Here is a 25,244-nt window from a genome sequence, read left to right as displayed (position 1 = left end):
TTTATGAAATTTTTTATATCGATTTACATATTATTAAGTAGCCATGTAATGGCTGGTGTCGTTTCTGGTGATGATACTTGGAGAGCTCTTGATGTAGTTGACATGACATCTAAATCAGGAACTGTAACAGGAGATGATACATGGAAGGTGTTCGATGATTTAGCAAAGGTTGGAGAATATGATTATGATTCAACTAGTAATAGATGGATGCTTAAAACAAAAACAAGAGTGCTTAGTGTAAAGAAAATTGAACTAATTGATAAATATAGATTTAAGCAGGAAGAAGTAGATTCATCAAAAGAAAATATTAAAATTAAATATTCGAGATTTTATAATGAAAAACTTTTGGAGAAAAAGTTAAAGAATACTTTGAAATTTAAAAATTATATTCTTAATGACTTTAAATACTAAATAGTTAAGGGAGGTTCTAACCTCCCTTTTTATTTGCATTTAGGTAAATTTACAGAATGAAATATATCGGTTTCACCACTGTATAAATAGTAACTAATAGATGTATAGTTATTTAAATCAAACTTTGAACCGATTTTATCATCACCAATATATTTATTTTCGTTTATCGTCTGTAAATCTTTGATATCTCCTTTAAACACATAGTAGTCGCTATCAATTATTTTTGAGTTATCTGAAAAAGAGATTACTTTTATCTTGTTTTTACTAACAAAAGCCTGATGGTTTTCAATCGTCACAGTACTATCTTTACTTATTTCTAGGATTTCATTATTGAATGAAAGTTTAAAAATATTATCAATTAATACTTCATCAAAGTCATTTTTAATACATTCAGTAATTAGTTTTATATTTGTTAAATCCGAAGATATAATTGTCTTCTGATATGAGTTTTTCATTTCGATAGGTGATGCTTCATTTAATGTGAAGCTATAAACCCAAAGATCTTCATTATCTAAATGGTTTGTAATGTTATCAATTTTTTCTATGTAATTATTATTAGAACGAGAACCCTCAAGACTAATCCCTTCATACAACGCAATCTCATCATGCTTCTTAGTTAAAAAACCAATGACATTTCCATCTTGAGAAATTAGTGAACCGTCTTTTACACCATCACAGTTTTTGATATTTAAGAGTTGTGATTCATTATCAAATGAATTGGCATAGGCGAGTGAAGCGTAAGTGATTTCACAGCTTTGTTTTGTGAGAGCTCCATACTTATCAAAAGCTAGAACTTCTACAGAGTTGTTATCTGAGCTTGGAATAGAAATAGATGCCAGGCTTTTAATTTCTTTGGCCGTCGTAAGTTTAAGAACCTTGTCGTTAAATTCGTTTGAAAGCTCTTCTTCTACTGATGCAACTTTTACAATTTCGCCATCAGTTGTTTGTATATGAAACGTCTCATTAGTGTCGGCACAGTTTTGAGAGATCAGTACTTCTGTTTCTGACTTTATAATTCCTGGGCAAGTTACTGATTTATCGAGTGTTTTAACCGCTACAATTCCTTCTGGACAATCCAGTCCTTCACAGAAATTTCCAAGCTTTGCATTTAAAATGACCTTATCTGAATCACTAACAGTTGGCCCAACTGGAGATTGAGCTGGTGTGTTGGATTTGATAATTCTTTGCGTATCTTTCGAACACGAGGCTAAAGAGAAAGCTAAGATTAAGATAAGTGGTGCGATTAACTTGTTCATAAAACCAATTTAGCGAAATATTTAATTTAGGTGTTGTTTAGTGAATTTTATTTAGAGGGTGTTAAAAGTATCGACGTACTTTTTAGCGTATTTTGTTGTAGTTGTAACTTGTTGAAATCATTTAATTTTGTTTTGATGGTGTAATTTGCTACAAATATGAACACTAAAACTTGTAGTAAATACAAGACTTTTTTGGCCAGCTACAACAACTGTTGTAGTTGTAAGTTATTGATAGTCCGTAGTTTTCACCGGTAATCCTTTCTTTCTACAACTTTTGAACTAGAAAATTGTAGAAAAACATATACAATACATCCAATGGATAACTTAAAAGATTATGAATTTTTAAATACACCACTTTGGCTTAAGTATACTCATGAGAGATATACGCCACTTGATGATATTAGGTATAGGCTTGATGCTTTGGGGATGACTCTTAAAGAGTGGCCAGAAGTAAAGGACACGGTACAACGTTTACGTAGAGCAAGTTCGATTCCATTATACATAAAAGAAATTGATAAAAAGTTTTGGTTTTATCCAGCTGATTGTATCAATAAAAAGTTACATCAAATTGAAAGCCTAGGTGGAACTTTATTTGATTTAATCCAACGTCATCAAAATTTTAAGCAAGAGTTTTTAATTAATGCTGCAGTTGAAGAGGCCATCACTTCTGCTATTTATGAGGGTGCAAACAGCACACGTTCAAAGGCCAAGGCACTCATTTCGTCCGGTGATAAACCAAAGGACAAGGATGAGTATATGCTCATTAATAATTACTTAGCGATGAAGTGGATTAAGGACAATGTTTCTAAGCAGGTTTCAAAAGATCTGATCTTGAAGGTTCATGAAATTGTTTCTCAAAATACCTTAGAAGGTGATGATGCTAACTTCAGCGGAAAGTTTAGAAATGACAAAGTGTATGTAGGAACACATGAAGGTGTAGACTATACAAAAATTGAGGATACTCTTGATGAAGTGATAGCACTAACGACAGATAATCCACGTTATCTTCATGGGCTCATTAAGGGAATACTTCTTCATTACTTTACCGCTTATATTCACCCGTTCTTCGATGGAAATGGGCGTACAGCAAGAACACTATTCTATTTCAAGGCCATGAAGAACAACTTAAAATTTGTTGAACTACTTTCTATTTCTGCAAATTTAAAGCAACATGGTAAGCGATATGAAAGATCATTTGATCTGGTTAAAGAACACCAATTAGATCTAACTTACTTCATTGATTTCTGCCTAGACTCACTACTATTGTCACTCAAAAGGGTCGAAGAGAAAGTGAATTTTCTAATTACAATTTCGGAACTTATCACACGAGATGGTCTTAGCGAGACTCAAGTTTCTCTCTTGCAGAAGATGGCGCTAAATAAATACAAGGCCATATCAATTGAAGAATATGCTTTGGATATAAATAAATCTCGTGAGATTTCCCGTCGAGAGCTGAAAGATCTTAAGGCCAAGGGTTATGTTTCTGAACATAAGCAGGGTAAAAAATTTGTCTATAAAGTTAATAGTAAATACTTAAAAGAGTCTATTTCGTTAATTAAGAGTTAAGCCTTTAAGTTATTGATTGTTCGAAAAGTACCGCCGTACCGTACAAAAAATTCTCGATGCAGCGCTTACGTAAAAGTCTGCTGGAACCATATGGTTAGATATGTTATGAAAAGGCATGGAAAATCAGGCTTCTAGAGATATTGCTTATATGCAAATGGCGCTTAATCTTGCGAAATTGGGTGAAGGAACAACTTCTCCAAATCCAATGGTAGGTGCTGTCATTGTTAAAGACGGAATTGTACTTGGAAAGGGTTGGCATAAAAAGGCCGGGCTTCCACATGCAGAGCCTGAAGCAATTGCTGATGTAGCCGAAGAACATAAGGACGAACTTAAGGGTGCCACAATTTATGTAACTCTTGAGCCTTGTTGCCATACAAATAAAAGAACACCTCCATGCGCACACGAACTTTTAAAGCATGGATTTGCTCGTGTTGTGGTTGCTTGTCTTGATCCAAATCCGCAAGTTGCAGGAAATGGAATCAAGATATTGGAAGCTGCGGGGATTGAATGTGAAGTAGGCGTTCTTGAACAAGAGTCGATGGAGCTTAATCGCGTTTTCTTTAAATCAATGAAAAGTAATCTTCCTTTTGTTCACCTTAAACTTGCACAAACTCTTGATGGAAAGCTTTCTACAATGACCGGGGACTCGAAATGGATTACTGATGAGTCTGCACGAAAGATGGTTCATTCTTTTAGAAAAAGATACGACGGGGTTATGGTTGGACGTAAAACTCTTAATAACGATGATCCAAGTTTAAATATTCGTTTTGGTTTAGATGATAGTGGAAAGATTCCTTATCGAATTGTGATGGGTTCAATTTCTAAAATGGATCCTCTTTCAAAAGTATTCAATGATCAATACACAAAGAAGACTATCATTGTAACAACTGGAGCAGATTACCAATCAGCACCAGATGATGTTGTTAAATTCTTTACTGAAAAACAGATTCGAATTGTTTTTGCGAAATGTGAAAGAAATGAAATTGTTATTGAAGATGCACTGGCACAACTAAAAGCAATTGGTGTTCATTCGATTCTTGTTGAAGGTGGTGGGATGCTCGCTTCGACTATTTTGAAGAAGCAACTTGCAGATAAGATGACAATTTTTGTAGCGCCTAAAATTTTAGGAAATGGCATAGGTTATTACGATGAACAACTTGATTCGATGGCCGATGCTTTAAATTTTAAAAACGTTGAAGTTAAAAATATAGGATCTCAAGCAATGTTTGAGATTGATACGAGGTCATAGTGTTTACTGGACTAGTTAAAGAAATTGGAAAAGTTGTAAGTGTACGCTCAAATGCTGAGGGGAAACTTATAGAAGTTAGCTGTAAAGAGCTTCTTCCAGAAATTGAAATTGATGATTCAGTTGCAATTAATGGCGCCTGCCAAACTGCTGTTAAAGTTACTGATTCTACATTTGTTGTGCAAACAGTACATACTAGTTTGGAGAAAACGACACTTGGAAATTTAAGATCTGGAGATGAAGTTAATCTCGAGCTTGCGCTACGTGCAAGTGATCGACTTGGTGGACACATTGTTCAAGGTCACGTTAATGACGTTGGTCAAATTGTTCAAATTCAAAGTCGCGGTAACAACTATCTGGTGACAATTAAAGTTAACTCAAAGCAAATGAAATATATTGTGAAAGAAGGTTCAATAACAATTGATGGAATTTCACTGACTGTAGCGGATGTATTTAAGGCCGACTCGTCATTTCAACTATCAATCATTCCACATACTTGGCAGAACACAGTTCTAAGAAACCGCAGTGTTCAGAGTTTGGTGAATATTGAAGTGGATATCCTGGGAAAATATATAGAAAACTTGCTTTTTAACGGTGCTAGACGTAGTAATGGAGCAAGCACACAAAATTTGGAGTCATTTCTAAATGATTAAATTTGATAAAATTGAAGAGGCCATTGAAGATATTCGTCTTGGGAAGATGGTAATTGTAATTGATGATGAAGACCGTGAAAATGAAGGAGACTTTGTTATGGCAGCTGACCGAATTACTCCTGAGGCCATTAATTTTATGGCGACAGTTGGTCGCGGATTAATTTGTGCTCCAATTACTAAAGAGCGTGCAGATGAATTAGATCTTCCACTAATGGTGAAAGAAAACGACTCTGTTCATCACACAGCATTCACTGTTTCAATTGATGCTGCAAATGGTGGTACTGGTATTTCATGCCAAGATCGTGCATTAACGATTTCACTACTTGCTAATAAAAATTCGACGGCCGATAGTTTTATGAGACCAGGTCACATCTTTCCACTTATTGCAAAATCTGGTGGTGTTTTAGAAAGAGATGGTCACACTGAAGCTGCTGTAGATATGGCCAGAATTGCTGGTTGTTACCCTGCTGGTGTGATTTGTGAAATCATGAGCGCTGATGGGACAATGGCAAAAGCTCCTGAGCTTTCTAAGATTGCTGAGGAACATGGTTTAAAATTTGTAACAATTAAAGACTTAATTAAATATAGAAAAGAAGCACTTGGTGAAAGTGCCGATAATTTGGGAGAAACACATGCCTAGAAATCTAGAAGGTAACTTAAATGCATCTGGAAAGAAATTTGCTGTAGTAGCAGGACGTTTTAACGAACTAATTACAAGCAAACTATTAGGTGGTGCAATTGATTGCATTAAAAGACATGATGGAAATATTGATGAAATGGATATTGCTTGGGTACCAGGTGCCTTCGAAATTCCTTTAATTGCTCAAAAACTTGCTGCTTCGAAAAAATATGATGCTGTAATCACACTTGGTGCAGTTATTCGTGGATCAACTCCACACTTTGATTTTGTTTCTAATGAAGTTGCTAAAGGTATTTCAAAAGTATCTCTTGAAACAGGAGTTCCAGTAACATTTGGTGTTTTAACTGTTGATACAATTGAGCAAGCAATTGAAAGAGCAGGAACTAAAGCTGGAAATAAAGGTTGGGAAGCTGCAATGTCTGCAATTGAGATGGCGACACTTCTTAAATCAATCGACTAATTAAATTTGAAAATATAGTAAAAGAAAAGGCCACTCGACAGTGGCCTTTTTTATTGGAAAAAACGAAAAAGATACAAACTCTATCGGTGTGTGGTGATGAGCTTATGGGCCTAAGTTATAGACTATCATCACGAATGTCAGGTTAATAAAAATAAATTAAAATCTAATTAAAAGATCGAATGATAAAGAAAAATTGAAGCTGCACTTGCTGCATTTAAGTGTGCAACGTAATTTGTTATCGGAATAAATAGCTTCTTATCACAAGCGTCAATTACTTCACGATCCATACCATTGCCCTCATTTCCAATAATTAAAGCAACTTTTTGTGGATACTTATAGTCAGTAATCGATAAGGCACCTTCTTCGTTGGCCGTAGCACAAACTGTATAGCCAAGTTTTTGAAGTAAAGAAATGTCATCAATTAAGTTAAGTGACTTACATATATTAGCTTCAAATGCATTTCCCATTGAAACTCTGATACAACGTCTTAGATAAGGAGATGCACTTTTTGCATCATAGATAATGTTATCAAAACCAAAGGCCATCGCTGCCCTCGTCATCGTTCCTACATTTTCTGGAGAAGTTACTCCATTAAAGATGAGTATACGATCACCAAGCTCATTAATTTTTTTAAGTCCATTTGTTTTAACTTTAGCAAGAATTCCATGATGAAGTTTAAAGCCTGTAATCTCCTCTAAATCATTCTTGTCTTTTATTAGAACGTGCTTGCAGTTGTTATCAATCAACTCTTTATTTGAATCATAAAATTCTTGAGTTGCTATAATCTTTTCAACTTCATGATTTGATCGTAGTGCTTTACACACAACTTTTTCTGTTTCAGCGATACAATAATCTTCTTTAATTAGATTCTTATCTTTTAAATTATAGAATTCTTCAAAACCATTTATCACTTCAGAATTTCCTTTAAAAATTTACCCGTATGAGAAGCTTTAATTTTTGCAATCTCTTCTGGTGTTCCTGTTCCAACAATTGTTCCACCTCGATGACCACCTTCAGGTCCTAGATCAATTATTTGATCAGCTACTTTTAGTACATCTAAGTTATGTTCAATGATAAGAACAGAATTATCACTTTCTACAAGTTCATTGATTGCTTTCATTAATACTTTAATATCTTCAAAGTGAAGACCAGTAGTAGGCTCATCAAGAACATAAAGCGTGTGGCCTTTTGTCGATTTTGCTAATTCTCTAGCTAACTTAAGCCTTTGTGCTTCTCCACCTGAAAGTGTGGTTGCTGGTTGACCTAATGTCATATAACCAAGACCTACATCATTCATCGTCTTTAGAATTTTTCCAAGCCTACGATGATTTTTGAAGAATTCATACCCTTCTTCAATCGTCATTTCTAGAATATCAGCGATAGACTTACCTTTATAAAGAACTGAAAGAGTTTCATTATTATAGCGACGTCCATTACACTCATTACAAGTTACGTAAACATCAGGAAGAAAGTGCATTTCAATTTTCTGTGTTCCATTTCCTTCACATTCTTCACAACGGCCACCTTTAACATTAAAACTAAAACGTCCTTGCTTATAACCGCGGATTTGCGACTCGTTTGTTGCTGCAAATAGCTTTCTTACATCATCAAAGAGACCTGAATATGTAGCTGGATTTGAGTGAGGTGTACGTCCAATAGGTGATTGATCTAATTCAATTACAGATTTAATTTTATCGAGTCCTGTAATTGATTTGTAGTTTGCTTTCTCATAAATTGAGCGATTGATTCGAGTTAGTTTACTCTTAACTGCTGGAATTAAAACTTCGTGCACAAGAGTTGATTTACCTGAACCAGAAACTCCACTGATACAAACAAGTCCACCTAGAGGGAAGTCGACATCAACCTTTTTGAGGTTATTGTGTTCAGCTCCGCGAAGTTTGATAAACTCGTTAAGTTTGCGACGCTCTTTTGGAACTTCAATTTTTACTTTATGATTTAAATAGTCTGCAGTCAGAGATTTCTTCTTTAAGAAGTCTTTAGTTGTTGCATGTGCAACAATTTCTCCACCGTGAACACCTGCACCTGGTCCCATATCAATAATATAATCACTAGCTTTCATTGTATCTTCATCATGTTCTACGACAAGAACAGTATTACCGAGATCACGTAGCTCTTTAAGTGTATGAATAAGCCTTACGTTGTCTCTTTGGTGAAGACCAATACTTGGCTCATCTAGAACATAGAGAACGCCAGAAAGAGCTGAACCAATTTGAGTAGCTAGGCGAATACGTTGTGATTCTCCACCACTTAGTGTTCCTGCCGAGCGATTAAGTGTTAAATAGTCCAGGCCAACATCATTAAGAAATTTTAAGCGTGATGTGATTTCAACGAGAAGCTTAGCACCAATTTTTTCTTTAATGCCTTCTAGTTTTAAATTATCGAAATATTGATAAGTTTCACTTAAAGGTACTTCACATAATTCAATAATATTCTTTTCCCCAACTTTAGTACTTAGAGCAATAGTGTTAAGGCGGCGACCTTTACACTCTGAACATTTTTGAACACGCATGCTTTTTTCAAGCTCTGAGCGTACTCGCTCAGAAGTAGACTCTTGATACTTCTTATCTAGCCAGTTGATAAGACCAGGGAATGGTTTGGAAAATTCAAAAACTGAATTTTCTGACTTAAATTTATATGTATAAACCTTATCAGTACCTTCAGTAAGAATTTTAAAAATCTTCTTTGGCATTTTTGACAGAGGAAGCTTTAAATCAAAACCTTCTTCTTTAAGCATGCACTCTACCATTTTATGAAGAAAATTATTCTTCTTCGTAAGAAGAGGGATCGCCCCCTTTAAAACCGGGAGTGAGTCATCAAAGATAATTTCACTTAGAACAAATTCTTTTGATTCACCTAGGCCATTACATTTTCCACAAGCTCCAACAGGTGAGTTGAAAGAGAATAGCCTTGGCTCTAGATCAGGAAATACTTCTCCGGTTACATGAGACATATTGATTTCAGAGTATGTGTGGTATTCATCATCAATCATGACGTGAATAATTCCATTTCCTAGCTTTAGTCCTAACTCAACTGAATCAGTTAAGCGTTTTTCTATATCTGCTTTAACTAAGATTCGATCAATAACGACAAGAATTTCATCAGATGCTTTTAATGATTTGATTTCACTACTATCAAGTAACATGATTTCATCATTTACAATAAATCGTGAAAATCCCATTGAAAGATACTTGGCCATTTGCTGCTCAAGTGCTTTTTTGGTTTCATCTGTTATTTCAACTGTAATATGTAATTTTGTCTTTTCAGGTAACTCCATTAGGTCTCTCGTAATTTGACCCGGAGTATAGCTAATAACTTTTTCACCATTGTTTGGATCGTAAAGATCACCAACTCTCGCAAAGAGTACTCTCATATAATCGTAAACTTCAGTAATTGTTCCAACAGTTGATCTTGGGTTTTTACTTGTGGTCTTTTGGTCAATGGCAATGGCCGGTGAGAGACCAGTTATTGATTCAACATCCGGAGCTTGTTGTTGACCTAAAAATTGTCTGGCATACGAAGAGAGTGATTCAATATAGCGTCTTTGTCCCTCAGCATAGATTGTATCAAAGGCCAGTGAACTCTTTCCTGAACCAGAAGGACCTGTAATGACAGTTAATTGATTTTTAGGAATATTGATAGTGACGTCTTTCAAATTGTGAACACGTGCTTTTACTACTTTAATTTCATTATTCATTTTTTAATAACCTTTAATGCTAACTTTAAAACATAATAGCAGCCCATATAATTGGCGCTATCCTTTCCAAAGAGATCAAATGCCGTACCGTGATCAACACTTAGGCGAAGGTAGGGCATTCCCAGAGTGATATTTGCTCCCTTAGATTTAAACATCGTTTTAAATGGCGCTAATCCCTGGTCATGGTACATGTAGACGTAAAGCTTATCGCTTGCAAAACTATCATTTAGAAAGAGTCCATCAGCAGGAAGTGGGCCAATAATTCTCTCACTCAGATCAAGATCTTTAATAGCTTTAACAATTTCTTTTTCTTCTGTTCCTAGTATCCCACCTTCACCAGCATGGGGATTAATACCAGAAATAATGACATCGTTTAAATGTCCGAAATATTTTTTGTAATTATCAACACAGATTTTAATTTTACTGTGAATAAGCTCATGATTTATTTTTGTTGCGACTTCTCTAAGCGGTATATGATCCGTAATTAATAAAAAATTTGCATCATATGACTTAAAGAACATCACGAGATTTTCGTTTTGATATCTTTTACGAAAGTATTCTGTGTGTCCTGAAACAGGTTTGCCATCAAAGAAAAGTTCATTCTTAGTTGTAGGCATTGTTACGAGAATGTCATTTGGTCCACATCGGTCACAAGCCTGTTCTAGTGCGTTGTGAGAATAGGGTTTTTGAACAAGTGTATATTTTAATTCAGATGGTAGATCGTTTTTGAATTCATCACCAACAAAGAGGTGAAATTCTTCCTGCTGACTTGATGAAAGAAGGCTCCAAGCTTTTAAAAAAACTTCAAGTCCTATTCCTCTTTCATGGCCAGCAGTAACATAGATCATTTTCTTTTATAATGTTTTTACGTAGTGATTAGCTTTTTCACGCTCAAACCACATTTGTGTAACTTCTTTCGCTTTTGATTCATATAGAAGCGCTCTAATTCTATTCTTTGCATTTTGAAATAGAGAAGATTCAACAACGTCACGTGTTTTTACATAGAAAATATGTGTTTCACCCATCATATTGATTGGTTGTGTGAATTGCCCTTCTTGTGTCTTATTAAGAAGCTTTTGTAAGTCTGCAGTTAAACCATCTGCTGTGATATCTCCAAGTGTTGAAGTCTCAATAGATCCATACTTGCTAGGTAGTGGCCCACCTTTTTGAAAAGATTCCATTGTCTTCTTAAAAATTGCATAGTCTTTCTTTGTTACGATTGATTCATCAATAGAGAAGTCAACTAATGTGTATCGGTATGAAACAGTTTTATTGTTTACATTTTCTTTAAAGAATTCATTTTTAATTTCTTGTTCACTTACAGAAATTAATGGAATGATAACAACTGAATTAAAGTGATTGAATTCAATGGCCTCTTTGTTTAGTTCGAAGAACTCTTCAAAATTCGTATTAGACTTTTTTAGAAATGCGATTGGATCGTTACGACTAAGACCTAGTCTTTGCTCTTTTCTTTTAATTTCTTTCTCTACTGTTGCATCTGAAATTACATAACCTTGTTCTGCGAGAGTAGAGCGAATAATAAATTTTCTAATGATAAGATCAGCAACTTCCTTGTCTGTATACTTCATTTCTTTCTTATAAATGAAAGGAGAAATATTCTGACGAATTGGAAGCGATTTCTTAACACGTTCGATCATCGACTTTGTGATGACATGTTCATCAACAACGGCCGTAATTTTATCTAATAATTTTGTATTTTTTGCTTGTAGATTTAATGTTGAAAAAAGTAGGGCCAAAAAAAGAAAAAGCCTCATGAACACCTCTTATTACTGTTCTTATATGTGCGATATATAGAACAATAATTTATCGTGCCCATGAGGCTTGTGCAAATTATTTAATCTTATTTACTTTAGATTTTTGTCTAAAATTTTAATATTGGCTTTTTTACGTAAGCCTGCGAAATAATCTTCGATAATTTTATCGCGCTTCCTGTCATAAACAAACTTTTTGTAAGCGCCAAGATTGATATCTTCATACTTTTTCACACCAAGTACCTTGATTACATGATAACCAAGTTGTGTGCGTACTGGACGAGTGATAAATCCGTCTTTCTTACCCTTGATGGCCGCAAAATACTCAGGTGCCATAAAGAAAGCTGGTTGATATCCTACATCTCCACCAGTGTGAGCATTTGGTGATTGTGAGAATTTGTTTGCAAGTTCAGCAAATTTAGATGGCTCTTGAGTAACTTGTTCATGAATTTCGAAAATCTTCTTTTGAGCAGCATTAATCTCATTTTCTGAAGGAGCAACTCTAACTCTTAGTAAGATATGAGCTGTACGGTACTCTGGGAATTCACTATAGAATCTCTTTACATCTGCATCAGTTACCTTAATTTTCTGGAATTCTCCTTCCAGATCTTTTGAAACTTGTGCATTGAATATTACTTCTTCAAGCTTTCTTACAACAATTGGATCTTGATCTAACTTTGCTTTCTTTGCTTTTTCCACACCTAATTTTTTATTAATAAGGTCTGTAAGCACTTTCTTCATTGTTACAGGATCATCAGAAACAACATACTTATTTAATAAGTAAGCTTGATCTAACTCTTCTTTTGTAATTTTCTGACCATTAACTTCTGCTACAACTTTTTTTGGTGCAGCTTCTAGTCCTAGTGCAAGTAGTAAAACTAAAATGATTTTACCGTACATATAGATATCCTTTTCAAATTATCGAAATCAAATTCTTAAACTATATCTAATTGTACCAAAAATTCTTAAAAACTTATAAATTTCACTAAGATGGAACTATTTTTTCCGCAATTTCCTGACAGAACTCGACTAATCCACTCGGAGATATTGTCGTTTTATTCGTAAAAATTAGCTTGAAGTCCGGTGTGAAACGATATTTTCGAGGCATTGCTAAGAAGTTATTTAAAATATTATTTCGAAGCTGTTCATTGGCTTCAACCATATTCTGATCAAATTGAAATACGATAGTATTGTCTATTAATTGCGCTGACTTTACACCACAAGGCATAAGGTGAGAGCGTGCCTCAAGAATAGCAATAAGCTGATTAAATTCCTCAGGGCCTGGCCCATAGATATCAAAGATTGTTTCTTTCAATGCAGTAATTTCATCGATCGATTTTGAGTTAGATAGCTGCTTGTAATATTTTAAGCGCTCACTCGATTCACTAATAAAGTGAGCAGGAATGAATGCTGCAAACGGAGTATTGATTTCGATATCCTTCGTGATAACTTTCTTTTCACCGCGAAGTTCTTGAATTGCTTCTGTAAGAAGTTCCATATAAAGCTCAAGACCAATGGCCTCGATATGTCCTGATTGGTGAGCACCGAGAATATCTCCTGCACCACGAATTTCAAGGTCACAATTTGCAATTTGAAAGCCACTTCCCATGTCAGCATAAGTTTGTAGTGCCTTTAGTCTTTTGGCCGCTACTTCAGTTATATTGCGATTATTTGGAACGACAAAGTAACAGTAAGCCTTCTTGTCTGATCGACCAATTCGTCCACGAAGTTGATGAAGCTGCGCTAGTCCATAGCGATCTGCACGATCAACAATCATTGTGTTTGCATTTGGTATATCAATTCCAGATTCGATAATAGTCGTTGAAATAAGGATTTGGTAAGCACCACTATAGAAAGCAGAGATTCGAGACTCGAGTTCTTTTTCGGCCATCTGTCCGTGAGCAAAAACAATCTTTGCATCAGGAACTAGCTCCCTAATATATGCAGTGTAATTTTCTATATCTTGAACGCGATTGTGTACGATAAAGACCTGGCCACCACGCTTTAATTCACGATTAATGGCCGATTGAATCGTATGATCGTCTTCTTTAATAACATAAGTTTTAATAGACTGCCTTCTTGGAGGAGCCGTCTTAATTAGTGCAAGATCCTTAAGTCCTAAGAAAGATAATTGTAACGTTCTAGGAATTGGAGTTGCTGTTAACGTTAAGAAATCAACTGATGACTTAAGCAGTTTAAGTTGGTTTTTATGGCCAACACCAAAGCGTTGTTCTTCATCGACAATAACAAGACCTAAATCTTTATAACGAATAGTTTTACCAAGAAGTTTATGAGTACCAACGATAATATCAATTTCGCCTTTTTCTAATTTTTCCTTTGTTTCTTTCTCATCCTTTCCAGTTTTAAAACGTGAAAGATAATCAATTCGAACTGGAAACTTTTCAAAGCGTTTAACAAAAGAATTATAATGTTGAAGGGCAAGAACCGTTGTTGGAACTAATACTGCTACTTGTTTTCCATCAAGTACTGCTTTAAAAGCTGCTCGCATGGCCACTTCTGTTTTACCAAAACCAACGTCTCCACACACAAGAAAATCCATCGCTGTACTTGCTTGCATTTTATCAATTACTGAATCGATGGCATTTTTCTGGTCTGGCGTTTCATTGAATGGGAATGAAAGCTCAAACTCTTTATAGTCATGATCAGGAGGAGAAAATTGAAAAGCCTTAGCAGAAGCTCTTTCTGCTTGAAGCTTTAAAAGATCAAAAGCTAACTTTTTAATCGATTCACGTGCTCTAGAAGTTAGTGCAGAGAACTTATTAGTTCTTAAGCTATCGACATTAACATTAAGTTCGCCGCCAGCATGCTTTTGAATTAGATTCATCTTATAAATTGGTACGAATACTTTATCATTACCTTTATAAAGAAGAACCAAATAGTCTGTTTTAGAACCACCAATGTCCATTGCTTCTAAACCTAGATATTTTCCAATACCGTGCTTAGAGTGGATGATGTAGTCACCTTCTTTCAGTGAAGCAAGTTGTTCTGCAAAGAGATCGTAGTCGTGAATTTTTGAAACCTTGGCCTTATCTCTTCTAATTGAAAATAGATCACTATCTGAAATAGTAAGTAATTTATCACTAGGGTAGAAGAAGCCTTCACTTAATTTAAATGGTACAAACTCAATTCTTTTTTTTATCTCACCATCAACTTCAAATGTTTCAATTAAGTGTTCAATTTCTTTGCGTGAATTTTCATTTTGAATTGTGAAAATGATTTTTCCAGAATATTTAAATTCACTTTTAATATGCTTAAAAAGACCTGTTAAAAATTCCTTTTTAACTAAGTAATTAATATCGTGGTAAGAGATATAAGATTTAAAAGGTCTAAATCCTAGATCGACAATATTACTGTCATTATCAAGGTTAACAGTAATATTTAAATGGTTGAGATTTAGACAAGCAATATCTCTCAGTCGCTCAATTGTTGATAAGTCATAAAAATATTTTGGTTCAGGAAGTAATTCTTCACAGTCTTCAAAATCTTTAGCTAGCTCATCACAATAATTAGAATAGAAGTCTTCTACATTATCGCGATCAAAAATTGAAACTAGCCAATTATCATCTATATAATCGAGTAGTGTGCGAGTTTCTTCTGTATTAAAAAAGAGTGGTGTATAAATCGGATGATTTTCAAAAAGCATTCCGCTTGAAAGCTTACTGAAGATATCATTTCTTTTTTCTAATAACTCTCTTTGATTTGCTCTAGGTCGCGGAATATTATTTCTTAGATTATTTGAATACTGAGATTCACAAAAAATAGTTGGCCCAGGTGCTATAATAATTGAATCAAGTTTTTTATCTTTAATAGTCTTTAATGTTTCTTTATCAATTTCATAAATTTCTTCAATCATTTCATCGAAGTAATGAATTCGAATTGGATGATGACCAACTGGATAAATATCAAAGATTTCACCTTTCTTAGAAAATGTCCCTTGTTCCTCAACAGTGAAAGAAGAACTGTAGCCAAGTTGAACTAATTTTCCTGCTAACTCGTCAGGAGAAATTATATCAGATTCATTAATTTCAATTTTTGTATCGCTAAAGAAATTAGCTGGTGGAACTTTTAGTCCAAGAGATTCTATTGAAGTGATAACTATTAATTCTTTATTTTCTGAACGGATTATTTTTTCTAATGCTGAGTGTCGGGCAAGTTGTGCACTTTCTGACGCAAACATTCCGGAATATGGTGACGCGTCTAGTCCTGGGTAGAAAACAAGTTTTGTTTTAGAAAAGCTTGTTTTGACTAGCTCATAGAATTGTTCTGCATCATCATAATCTTCAAAAATAAATAAATTCGATGGATTAATTTTACCATTTTTTTCTTGTAACAAGAACTTAGCAAATGCCCAGTGCTCCCTGTTAATACCGTCAATGGTAAGGTCGTGTTGCCTAGTGTCTAACCAGCTTTCTAGTTTTGTGCGTAGTGGTGCAAATAAATCCATGTCGTTTTTTAACATAAAATATAGTGAGAACAAAGAATTTATGCATTGGCCCATGCGTTACTAAATAGAAGATATTACTCAAAAAAAGAGGGGCCAATTTATTTCCAAAGTGCTAGTAATCGTGTAATATTTGGGAACTTACTTTACTTATACATGGAGATAAATCGATGTCGCAAAACTTTGACGTCTATATGCCGGTGTTAATTTTAGCCGCTGTAGCAGTAGTCGCTTTCTTTGGAACATTACTTGTCGGTCGTCTTGTAAGGCCAAATAATCCAACAGAATTGAAACTTACGCCATATGAATGTGGTGAGGAACCAACTGGTACTGCGTGGTCTAACTTTAACGTACGTTTCTATGTTATCGCTCTAGTATTCTTAATCTTTGATGTTGAAGGAGCTTTAATGTTCCCTGTTGCAACAGTTTATAAAAACTTTGTCGACATCGGACAGGGTGGTGCAGTTCTTGGATCACTTCTTCTATTCATTGTTATTTTAAGTTTAGGTTTAGTTTATTGCTGGAAGAAAGGTGACCTTGATTGGGTAAAATCTTTCCAAGCAAATATTAATGGAAAGGATAAATAATGAATTCAACGATTGTATCGTATTTATCACAAGCACCAGGCTACTCAATGGCCGTGGATGCACTATCAAAACTTTTAGGAACTGATGCAACTGGAATCGTAACGTTTTTACTTTTCTTAGTTTTCTCATTAATCGTTGTTGGAGCTCTTGCTACAGTTGGTGGTCTTGGTACTTATGCTGAAAGAAAGATTTCTGCTGACCTTCAAATGAGACAGGGTCCTAACCGTGTTGGTCCTTTTGGTATTCTTCAGTTTTTAGCTGACGGTGTGAAGATGCTTCTTAAAGAAGATGTTGTTCCACGTGATGCTGACAAGTTCTTGTTTAACATTGCACCACTTCTTGCACTAGTTGGTGTTTTCATGTCACTTGCTGTTGTACCATTCTCAAGTGGATTTACTCTAACTCACCTTAATGTTGGTGTTTTCTACTTACTAGGTGTTTCATCATTAGTAGGTGTAGGTATTTTCCTTGGTGGTTATGCATCTAACTCTAAATGGTCAATGCTTGGTGGTATGAGGGGTGCTTCACAAATCATCTCTTACGAAGTTCCAGTAACTCTTTCAATTCTAGCAATTGTTATCATGACTGGTTCACTATCATTTAAAACAATTACAGAAGCTCAGGGTGGATTACCACACCAATGGTTTGTTCTTCATAACCCATTTACTTTTATTGGGTTCTTCGTACTTTTTATTGGTGCACTTGCTGAAACAAACAGAGCTCCTTTTGATCTACCTGAAGCGGAATCAGAACTTGTATCTGGTTACCACACTGAATTTACAGGTATGAAGTTTGCATTCTTTGCACTTGCAGAATACATCGAAGTTTTCGTTGTTTGTGGTGTTTGTGCTGCTTTATTCCTAGGTGGTTATCAAGTTCCTTTCGGTCTTGGTTCAGGTGAATTCGTAAATAAACTTATTCCTTCAGCTCACCCTATGATCGGTAAGCAAATTGGAAACTTTTTACAACTTGGATCTTTCGTAACTAAGACTCTTGCTCTTTATTACGTTGTAATTTGGATCAGATGGACACTACCAAGAATGAGAGTTGACTCTCTTATGGTACTTTGTTGGAAATATCTAACTCCAATTGCACTATTTAATATGATTGGTTGTGCTGTATGGCTTTACCTATTTAACGGTAAGTCTATGTGGGCAATTCTTGGAAAAGTAATCGCATCTGCATCTGCTGGTGCGGGCGGACACTAATATTTAAGGATATTTGAAATGTTTATTAACTCAATGTTTTTAATTTCAGCAGCGGCTACAGTTATAGGAGCATTCCTTGTCGCCGTTTCAAAAAATTTAATGCATGCATGTATCTACCTACTACTTACTCTTTTTGGAGTAGCTGGTCTTTATGCAACTTTAGGAGCTGACTTCTTAGCTGCTACTCAATTAGTTGTATATGCAGGTGGTGTTGTAATTCTCATGCTATTTGCCATCATGTTAACTGGTGGGATCGAACAAGCTTACAATAAGCTAGGGATCAAGAAAGTAGCAGCAATGGGAACAACTAAAACATACACTATTGCAGCAATCATGATGCTTGTAATCAGTTTTGTATTAATGAAAATCCTAGCACCTGTACTTAAAATTCAAAAACATGTGCAACTGGAAGATATGCAATCAACAGTAGAAGAGATCGGAACTAAGCTAATTACAGATCACGTACTAGCTTTCGAAATTTCTTCAATCCTTCTTTTAGGTGCACTTGTTGGTGCTGCAGTAATTTCTAGACCAAGGAGATTAAAAAAATGATGACTTTATCTTCTTACTTACTAATTTCTTTCTTCTTATTCCTTGCAGGTATTGCAGTAATGGTAGCGAGAAAGAATATTATCGCGATCCTTCTTGGTGTTGAGCTAATTTTAAACGCAGCTGCTCTTAACTTTGCTGCGTACACAAGATACGCAAACCAGAATATTGACGGAAATATCATGTCTCTATTCATTATTATTGTTGCTGCTGCTGAAGCGGCCGTTGGTTTAGCAATCGTGATTCGTTTCTTCCAAGTTAAAGATTCGATTCATATTGATGATGCAACTGAACTAAAAAGTTAATTAGAGATATAAGGGAAAAAAATGGATTATACGATTTCAAGTATTGCTCCAATTGTTCTACTACCGTTCTTTGCTTTCGTGATAAATGCGTTTATCGCTTCACGTTTTACTAGAACAGCTGTAGCAATCAGTTGTGCAGCAATCGCAGGTTCGACAATTTATGCGTGGAGAATTTTTAGCGACTTCGTTTTCGGAACGTACTCTGCTAATTATCACATTCACAAAGTATTCACTTGGTTTGACCTAACTGGTGGTGGGCAAGAGTTCGTAGTAAACATGGGTATCTATATTGATAACATGACTGCTGTACTTCTTATGATGGTTACGGCCGTTGCTACACTTATCCACGTTTTCTCAACTTGGTATATGAAAGATGACATGAACTACGGTAGAAACGGTCGTTTCTTCACTTATATGTCACTCTTTACTTCTGCAATGCTTGGTCTTGCACTTTCAGATAACTTATTTTCAGTATTTATCTTTTGGGAGCTTATGGGATTCTGTTCATACTCTCTAATTGGTCACTACTACGAGAAAGAAGTTGCTGGTGCTGCTAACGTTAAGGCCTTCATGACAACAAGAGTAGGGGATGTTTTCTTCCTTCTAGGTATTGTTGCTCTTTGGACTGTTGTTGGTTCAGTAAGTTTTGTAGACCTATATAAAGCAATCGATGCTGGTGGATTAGCTGGTCAGGCGGTACTTGGTATCCCTCTAGCAACATTTGCAGGTTTCTGTATCTTTATGGGAACAATTGGTAAGTCAGCGCAATTCCCTTTAAACGTTTGGCTACCAGATGCGATGAATGGTCCAACTCCATGTTCTGCACTTATCCACGCTGCGACAATGGTTGCTGCTGGTGTTTATCTTTCACTAAGAATTTACCCGCTTCTTGATGCTGGTGGACTATTAACTCTTGTTGCTTATATCGGTGGTATTACTGCTTTCGGTGCTGCAACAATTGCACTAGTTCAAACAGACTTTAAAGCGGTACTAGCTTTCTCAACAATCTCTCAACTAGGTTACATGGTACTTGGTATTGGTGTTGGGTCATATAATGCTGCATTCATGCACCTGATTACACACGCTGTTTTCAAGGCATGTTTATTCCTAGCTGCTGGTTCTGTAATTCACTCACTTCACGATCACCACACGCATGCTCACGTACAAGAGATGCCAAGAATGGGTGGTCTAAGACATAAAATGAAATTTACTTGGATTGCAATGTGGTGTTGTACTCTTGCAATTGCAGGTATTCCTTTCTTCTCAGGTTTCGTATCGAAAGATAGAATTCTAGGAGATGCTTTAATTGAGGCACTTCACTCACCAGTAATGATCGCTCCGGCCGTTCTTGGTTTCATGGGTGCACTTCTTACAGCTTTCTATATGTGTCGTATGATGTTCCTTGCTTTCCACGGTAAGCCAAGAGACAAAGAAGTTTACGATCACTGTCATGAAGAAAAGCTTACTTGGAACAGAAACGTACCTCTACTTATCCTAGCGGTATTTACTCTTGGTGTTTGGTTCTCTGGTTCATTAACAGGACAAGGTTTTGTTAAAGTTGCAGATAAAGCAAACGGAAAATATGAGTGGTTCCAAACTTTAATTCAAAAACCTAAGAAAGGTCAGTTTGAAAATTATAAGCGTGAGCAACTTGGACAAATTGATGTACGTGAAAAAGGTACATTTACAACTTCTAAGTACGACTCAACTTACGGACTTTCTGAAGAAGAAGCACACCACATCCACCAGGTTCACTATATTGGTGCTGGTATGTCGATTGTGATTGCTTTTTCTGGTGTGTTCATCGCGATGATGATGTACCTATGGGGTAAATGGAATCCAGGATTCTGGGTTAATTCGTTTAACCGTTATTACAGAACTCTACAGAATAAATACTTTATGGATGATCTTTATATTGGTGGTTTCATCAAGAAGGGACTACTTCCATTTAACAACCTATTAGCTAAGTTTGACATGGGATTCTATGACAGATACGCCGTTGATGGTTGGGCTTCAGTTACGAAGTTTATTATGAGAGTTTCTGCGTGGTTCGATAACTTATTTGTCGACACAATGATGGTAGATGGTACTGGTGCAAGTGTACGTTTATTTAACGTTATCTTAAGAACTTTCCAAAACGGGAAGATCCAGTTCTACATCGCAATGATTATTTTAGTACTATTTGGTTATATTTTAGCTTTATAAGAGAATTAAGGAGTTACAGTGAACGCACATTCTAATCTATTAAGTTGGATTCTGTGGATGCCTATGATCGGTGTTCTTGGGGTACTTTTATTACCTAAGACGAAAGAGACGGCAATTAGAGTATGGTCTTTGATTAATACTGTGATCACGCTGGTTTTATCAGGTTGTCTATACATGAAATTCGACAACACTGTGCCAGGTATGCAAGAAATGTTTACAATTAAACATTCTTGGATTTCACAGTTTAACATTTTTTATCACCTAGGAATTGATGGTATTTCATTACCAATGGTTCTTTTAACTTCGCTACTTTTTGCGATCTGTATCCTTTCTTCATGGACAGTTAAAAAGCAAGTTAAGGGATACTTTGCATTACTACTAATGCTTCAATCAACTGTTTACGGTGTATTCTTATCAATGGATTTCTTCCTGTTCTATGTTTACTGGGAAGTAATGCTAATCCCAATGTTCTTCCTTATCGGTATTTGGGGTGGTGAGAACAGAGAATATGCAGCTGTTAAATTCTTCTTATATACATTCTTTGGTTCAATCCTAATGCTTGTTGGTATGGTTGCACTATACTTCGTAACAGGACAAGGTGTTGATTCATTCAATATTCTAGCGCTTTCAGGCGGTAAATTTGTAAACGAAACTGTAAATATCTTTGGTATGGCACTTCCATTTGCAAAAGTATTCTTCGTAGCACTTTTCATCGGTTTTGCAATCAAGGTTCCAGTTTTCCCATTCCATACTTGGCTACCACACGCTCACGTACAGGCACCAACAGCGATCTCAGTTATCCTTGCCGGTGTACTACTTAAGATGGGTACTTATGGTTTCCTAAGAATTGCATTCCCAATCTTCCCATCAGCTTCTGTTTACTTTGCAGATGCTATCGCATGGCTAGGTTTAATTAACGTTATTTACGGTGCGTTCTGTGCAATGGCACAAACAGATGTTAAGAAACTTGTTGCATACTCTTCAGTTTCTCACATGGGATTCGTAATGCTAGGTCTTGCTGCTATGACAGTTCAAGGTATGAACGGTGCTGTTCTTCAGATGTTCAACCACGGTACTTCAACAGCTATGATGTTCCTTCTTATTGGTATTCTTTATGAAAGATCTCACCACAGATGGATCGTTAGACCAGACGGAACTAAAGGTTTTGGTGGTCTTTATACACAATTACCAAAATTCTCGATTGTTTTCATCATTGCGATGTTCGCATCAATGGGTCTTCCAGGACTTTCAGGTTTCATCTCTGAAGCTCTAATTTTCCTAGGGATCTACAATAGATTTACAACAATTACTGTTCTTGCAGTTATTGGTCTTCTTCTTGGTGCTGCTTACCTTCTATGGATGTTCAAGAGAATGTTCTTTGGTGAAGTTATTGAAGAAAACAAATCTTATACAGATATGAATGCTAGAGAAATCTTCTACATGGTTCCACTATGTATCGCAGTAATCCTATTTGGTATTTGGCCATCTCCATTACTAGATATGATGAAGGCTTCTGTAGGTAAACTAGTTTCATTATTAGCGACTTTTTAATAGTCAATAGGTGAAGTGATGGCTTTAAATTATTTAGCGAGTATCTCACATTATATTCCGGAGCTTTTAGTATGCTTCACGATGGGGGCCTTAATCCTCATCGAAGCTACTTACGGAAATGATGAAAAAGGTAGCTCAAAGAACATGTTTTACTGGGGTTCAATGCTTGGACTACTTTGTGCGCTTATTTATCAAGTCAAAGGACTTGGTATTGAGCCAACACAAATTTTTACTAAGTCTTTAGTTATTGATCACTTCTCAGGTTTTGCAAAGATCGTAATGATCCTAAGTACAGCTGGTGTTATTTATCTTTCTAAGATTTCAAAAGATCTTTACGAAGGAACTAAAGCTGAATACACAATCCTTGCAATGGGAGTTTTAGTCGGTGGGATGCTTCTAGCTTCTGCAAACAATATGCTTCTATTCTACTTAGGTATTGAAACACTTTCACTACTTTCATATGCAATGGCCGCTCTTAAGAAGAACGATGAACGTTCAACTGAAGCAGGTCTTAAGTATGTTCTATATGGTGGTGTAACAGCTGGTATGATGTTATTTGGTATGAGTCACATCTTTGGTGTGCTTGGAACGATTAACTTCTCTGAACTTATGCCAATGCTAACAACTCTTTCAACTGAGCAAACAGCAATTCTTATTCCTTCATTTCTACTTTTCTTTGTAGGGATTGGTTATAAGATTTCTTGTGTTCCTTTCCACATGTGGTCACCAGATGTTTACGAAGGTTCACCTCTGCCAGTTACAGCATTCTTCTCACTAGTTCCTAAGTTTGCAGGTATCGTAGCATTTGCTCGTCTTACTCAAGTATTCTTTGGTGGTGATGTTGGTGTTCTTAAGGACTCTTGGTTAGTTCTTCTAAGTATTGTAGCTGCTCTAACAATGACAGTTGGTAACGTATCAGCAATCGGTCAGCGCTCAATTAAGAGAATGCTAGCTTTCTCTTCAATTTCTCACGCTGGTGTAATGATGCTAGGTGCGATCGTACTTGGTAAATCAGGATGGACTGCAATTCTTTTCTATTCTGTAACTTACTTATTTATGACACTTGTAGCTTTCTATGTTGCTTCATTTATTCAAGATCACTACGGTAATGATCACATCGATCGTTTCTCTGGTCTTATTAAAAAGCATCCGGCGATGGCAATTGCTATGGCAATTACAATGTTCTCTTTAGCAGGTCTTCCTCCTTTATCTGGATTCGTTGCTAAGTTCAACATTTTAGCTGCAATTATTGATAAGAAATTCTACGTACTAGCGGTAATCACAGCTCTTAACTCTGTAATCTCTCTTTACTACTACATGAAAGTTGTTCGTGTAATGGTTCTTAAAGATGCTGAGTCTGATGAGCAAATTGGTGGCCTAGGATTCGTAAACCAACTAGTAATCGGAGCTTACACGCTTCCAGTTGTACTTCTTGGTATTTTCTGGCAAAAGCTTATCGCTCTTGCTAACGGAGCATTGCTCCTAATTAAGTAGTATGGAATTAGTACTACTAACATCTTTAATTTTCTTTTTAATTCTTGGGGTAGTCTTAGGCTACCCCTTGTTTTTCAAACCTAAAGTGGCCCAGGCTCCATTTAAGAAACTTAATCGCGAGTCTCATCTGGCCAAATCTAATTTAAAATCACTTAAAGCTACTTTTAAACTTCTTATTGTCTTTCAAGTTGTGGCCATGATTACAGTAGTGATTCTAGGTGCTCAAACCCTAGATTTTTACAAAGAAGCGTATTCAATATTGATTGGTCTTGCTACAATTTTAATACTACTAATTTTGTAATTATCTAAAATTAAAGAGGATAGTTCTTGGAACTAATTATTACTTTGCCACTATGGCTTATCGTTATTCAATTAATGGGTTCTCTTCTTAATTCAAAAGAGATACTACCGATCTTAAGTTTAAAGAGGTACTTAGCTTCAACTCACAATATTGAAAGAGTTGATGCTCTAAGTTTTAATTCTTTTATAGTTATTTTGTTTTTAGCTATTTTTGGACAAACACTTAGTGCATATTTCTTATTAACTAATGAAATACGCTACATCTTGCCTTTTTATGCTCTAATTATTGCAACTACAGTTTTTGTAGGTATTTTCAGATTTAGGCTATCACTTATTCGTTCAGAAATAATTGAAAAAACACAAATTGTACTTACTCAGGCAATTATCCTAAGCATATTATTATTAGTTTATTCCCTGATTCAATCAAATATCTTTCTCTTAAAACTCTGTTTCAGCTTACCGTTATTAATTCTTTTTTATACTACTGAAGTTGAAGTTATTAAGGCCGGCACTATTTATTCAGATAAGAAGTATATAAGCATACAGTGTTCTTACGTTAGACTCTTATATCAGTGTTTAGTTACTTTATTCTTTATCAATTTAACTTTTACTAATAGTGATTGGTCACATTTATTTAAAGCTAAGTTTGATTCAGTACCACTATATTATTTTGTCTTAACGTTATTTGTACTCTTTTTTCAGGCAGTGTTAATTATTTTAAGTAATACATATTTAAAATTTCAGCCTTTGAAAGATTACTCGACAATACTTCTTAGTGCGAGAAGTAGAACTGTCTATAGCTTAGTGGTTGTTATGATTCTATGTATAACAAAGGTATTCAATGTATTTTAATATCTTAATTAT

General features: G+C 35.5%; 21 protein-coding genes and 1 pseudogene. 15 read left to right on the top strand and 7 right to left on the bottom strand.

All coding sequences use genetic code 11. The features are described 5' to 3' along the window. Positions 1–3: 3 nt before the first annotated feature. Entirely contained in the window at positions 4–411 is a 408-nt protein-coding gene (locus tag C0Z22_RS11790) for a hypothetical protein (protein WP_146037883.1), read from the top strand. Positions 412–440: 29 nt separating this feature from the next. Here C0Z22_RS11790 and C0Z22_RS11785 read toward each other — a convergent pair whose 3' ends face one another. Beyond that, entirely contained in the window at positions 441–1,667 is a 1,227-nt protein-coding gene (locus C0Z22_RS11785; RefSeq protein WP_103218571.1) for a hypothetical protein, read from the bottom strand. 315 nt (positions 1,668–1,982) lie between these two features. Here C0Z22_RS11785 and C0Z22_RS11780 point away from each other — a divergent pair, with 315 nt between their 5' ends. From C0Z22_RS11780 to ribE, 5 genes and pseudogenes are all read left to right on the top strand, one after another. Continuing rightward, a complete protein-coding gene (locus C0Z22_RS11780; RefSeq protein ID WP_103218570.1) occupies positions 1,983–3,233 on the top strand; it encodes a Fic family protein in 1,251 nt (416 codons plus the stop codon). 115 nt (positions 3,234–3,348) lie between these two features. After that, complete coding sequence (gene ribD, locus C0Z22_RS11775) at positions 3,349–4,482, top strand: bifunctional diaminohydroxyphosphoribosylaminopyrimidine deaminase/5-amino-6-(5-phosphoribosylamino)uracil reductase RibD (protein WP_103218569.1); 1,134 nt, start codon at positions 3,349–3,351, stop codon at positions 4,480–4,482. Beyond that, entirely contained in the window at positions 4,482–5,132 is a 651-nt protein-coding gene (locus C0Z22_RS11770; RefSeq protein ID WP_158246913.1) for a riboflavin synthase, read from the top strand. The genes ribD and C0Z22_RS11770 overlap by 1 nt, the downstream gene beginning before the upstream one ends. Then, a pseudogene (gene ribB, locus C0Z22_RS11765) lies at positions 5,125–5,724 on the top strand (3,4-dihydroxy-2-butanone-4-phosphate synthase); the annotation flags it as partial. The gene C0Z22_RS11770 and the pseudogene ribB, both read left to right, overlap by 8 nt. 40 nt (positions 5,725–5,764) lie before the next feature. Next, entirely contained in the window at positions 5,765–6,232 is a 468-nt protein-coding gene (ribE, locus tag C0Z22_RS11760; protein WP_103218567.1) for a 6,7-dimethyl-8-ribityllumazine synthase, read from the top strand. Positions 6,233–6,399: 167 nt separating this feature from the next. Here the strand turns inward: ribE and C0Z22_RS11755 are convergent, their stop codons facing one another. The 6 genes from C0Z22_RS11755 to mfd all read right to left on the bottom strand — a co-directional run bounded on the left by C0Z22_RS11755 (position 6,400) and on the right by mfd (position 16,199). Continuing rightward, a complete protein-coding gene (locus tag C0Z22_RS11755; RefSeq protein WP_103218566.1) occupies positions 6,400–7,143 on the bottom strand; it encodes an RNA methyltransferase in 744 nt (247 codons plus the stop codon). Further along, positions 7,140–9,947 carry an excinuclease ABC subunit UvrA gene (gene uvrA / locus C0Z22_RS11750; protein ID WP_103218565.1) on the bottom strand — a complete coding sequence of 936 codons (2,808 nt, stop codon included), beginning with the start codon at positions 9,945–9,947 and terminating at the stop codon, positions 7,140–7,142. The genes C0Z22_RS11755 and uvrA overlap by 4 nt, the downstream gene beginning before the upstream one ends. Further along, positions 9,944–10,795 (bottom strand): PdxA family protein, encoded by an 852-nt coding sequence (locus tag C0Z22_RS11745; protein ID WP_103218564.1) that lies wholly within the window; start codon positions 10,793–10,795, stop codon positions 9,944–9,946. The genes uvrA and C0Z22_RS11745 overlap by 4 nt, the downstream gene beginning before the upstream one ends. Before the next feature lie 6 nt (positions 10,796–10,801). Then, positions 10,802–11,722: a hypothetical protein gene (locus tag C0Z22_RS11740; protein ID WP_103218563.1), complete on the bottom strand. Its 921-nt coding sequence runs from the start codon at positions 11,720–11,722 to the stop codon at positions 10,802–10,804. Between the two features lie 90 nt (positions 11,723–11,812). Beyond that, on the bottom strand, positions 11,813–12,619 hold the full coding sequence (locus C0Z22_RS11735; RefSeq protein ID WP_103218562.1) for a peptidylprolyl isomerase: 807 nt from the start codon (positions 12,617–12,619) through the stop codon (positions 11,813–11,815). Between the two features lie 85 nt (positions 12,620–12,704). After that, entirely contained in the window at positions 12,705–16,199 is a 3,495-nt protein-coding gene (gene mfd, locus C0Z22_RS11730) for a transcription-repair coupling factor (RefSeq protein ID WP_158246912.1), read from the bottom strand. Between the two features lie 152 nt (positions 16,200–16,351). On the opposite strand from mfd, the gene C0Z22_RS11725 reads away from it, so the two are divergent. The 9 genes from C0Z22_RS11725 to C0Z22_RS11685 are packed head-to-tail and all read left to right on the top strand — an operon-like array spanning position 16,352 to position 25,232. Continuing rightward, the gene (locus C0Z22_RS11725) at positions 16,352–16,768 is read left to right on the top strand and encodes an NADH-quinone oxidoreductase subunit A (RefSeq protein ID WP_103218560.1); all 417 of its coding nucleotides are present in this window, start codon (positions 16,352–16,354) and stop codon (positions 16,766–16,768) included. Further along, the gene (gene nuoH / locus C0Z22_RS11720) at positions 16,768–17,976 is read left to right on the top strand and encodes an NADH-quinone oxidoreductase subunit NuoH (RefSeq protein ID WP_199177557.1); all 1,209 of its coding nucleotides are present in this window, start codon (positions 16,768–16,770) and stop codon (positions 17,974–17,976) included. The genes C0Z22_RS11725 and nuoH overlap by 1 nt, the downstream gene beginning before the upstream one ends. Before the next feature lie 18 nt (positions 17,977–17,994). Further along, positions 17,995–18,528 (top strand): NADH-quinone oxidoreductase subunit J, encoded by a 534-nt coding sequence (locus C0Z22_RS11715; protein ID WP_103218559.1) that lies wholly within the window; start codon positions 17,995–17,997, stop codon positions 18,526–18,528. Next, a complete protein-coding gene (gene nuoK, locus C0Z22_RS11710) occupies positions 18,525–18,830 on the top strand; it encodes an NADH-quinone oxidoreductase subunit NuoK (protein ID WP_103218558.1) in 306 nt (101 codons plus the stop codon). Before C0Z22_RS11715 ends, nuoK begins: the two co-directional genes overlap by 4 nt. 21 nt (positions 18,831–18,851) lie before the next feature. Next, positions 18,852–21,035 carry an NADH-quinone oxidoreductase subunit L gene (locus C0Z22_RS11705; protein WP_103218557.1) on the top strand — a complete coding sequence of 728 codons (2,184 nt, stop codon included), beginning with the start codon at positions 18,852–18,854 and terminating at the stop codon, positions 21,033–21,035. 18 nt (positions 21,036–21,053) lie between these two features. Continuing rightward, a complete protein-coding gene (locus tag C0Z22_RS11700) occupies positions 21,054–22,586 on the top strand; it encodes a NuoM family protein (protein WP_233189724.1) in 1,533 nt (510 codons plus the stop codon). Positions 22,587–22,604: 18 nt separating this feature from the next. Next, on the top strand, positions 22,605–24,080 hold the full coding sequence (locus tag C0Z22_RS11695) for an NADH-quinone oxidoreductase subunit N (protein WP_103218556.1): 1,476 nt from the start codon (positions 22,605–22,607) through the stop codon (positions 24,078–24,080). 1 nt (position 24,081) lies between these two features. Then, on the top strand, positions 24,082–24,381 hold the full coding sequence (locus tag C0Z22_RS11690) for a hypothetical protein (protein WP_103218555.1): 300 nt from the start codon (positions 24,082–24,084) through the stop codon (positions 24,379–24,381). A 26-nt stretch (positions 24,382–24,407) separates the two neighbouring features. Next, on the top strand, positions 24,408–25,232 hold the full coding sequence (locus tag C0Z22_RS11685) for a hypothetical protein (RefSeq protein WP_103218554.1): 825 nt from the start codon (positions 24,408–24,410) through the stop codon (positions 25,230–25,232). Positions 25,233–25,244 lie beyond the last annotated feature (12 nt).

The organism is Halobacteriovorax sp. DA5 (genome assembly GCF_002903145.1).
In the GTDB taxonomy this organism is placed as follows: domain Bacteria; phylum Bdellovibrionota; class Bacteriovoracia; order Bacteriovoracales; family Bacteriovoracaceae; genus Halobacteriovorax_A.
The sequence above is the reverse complement of the archived record's forward strand: the minus strand, read 5'-3'. Positions and strand labels throughout refer to the sequence as shown.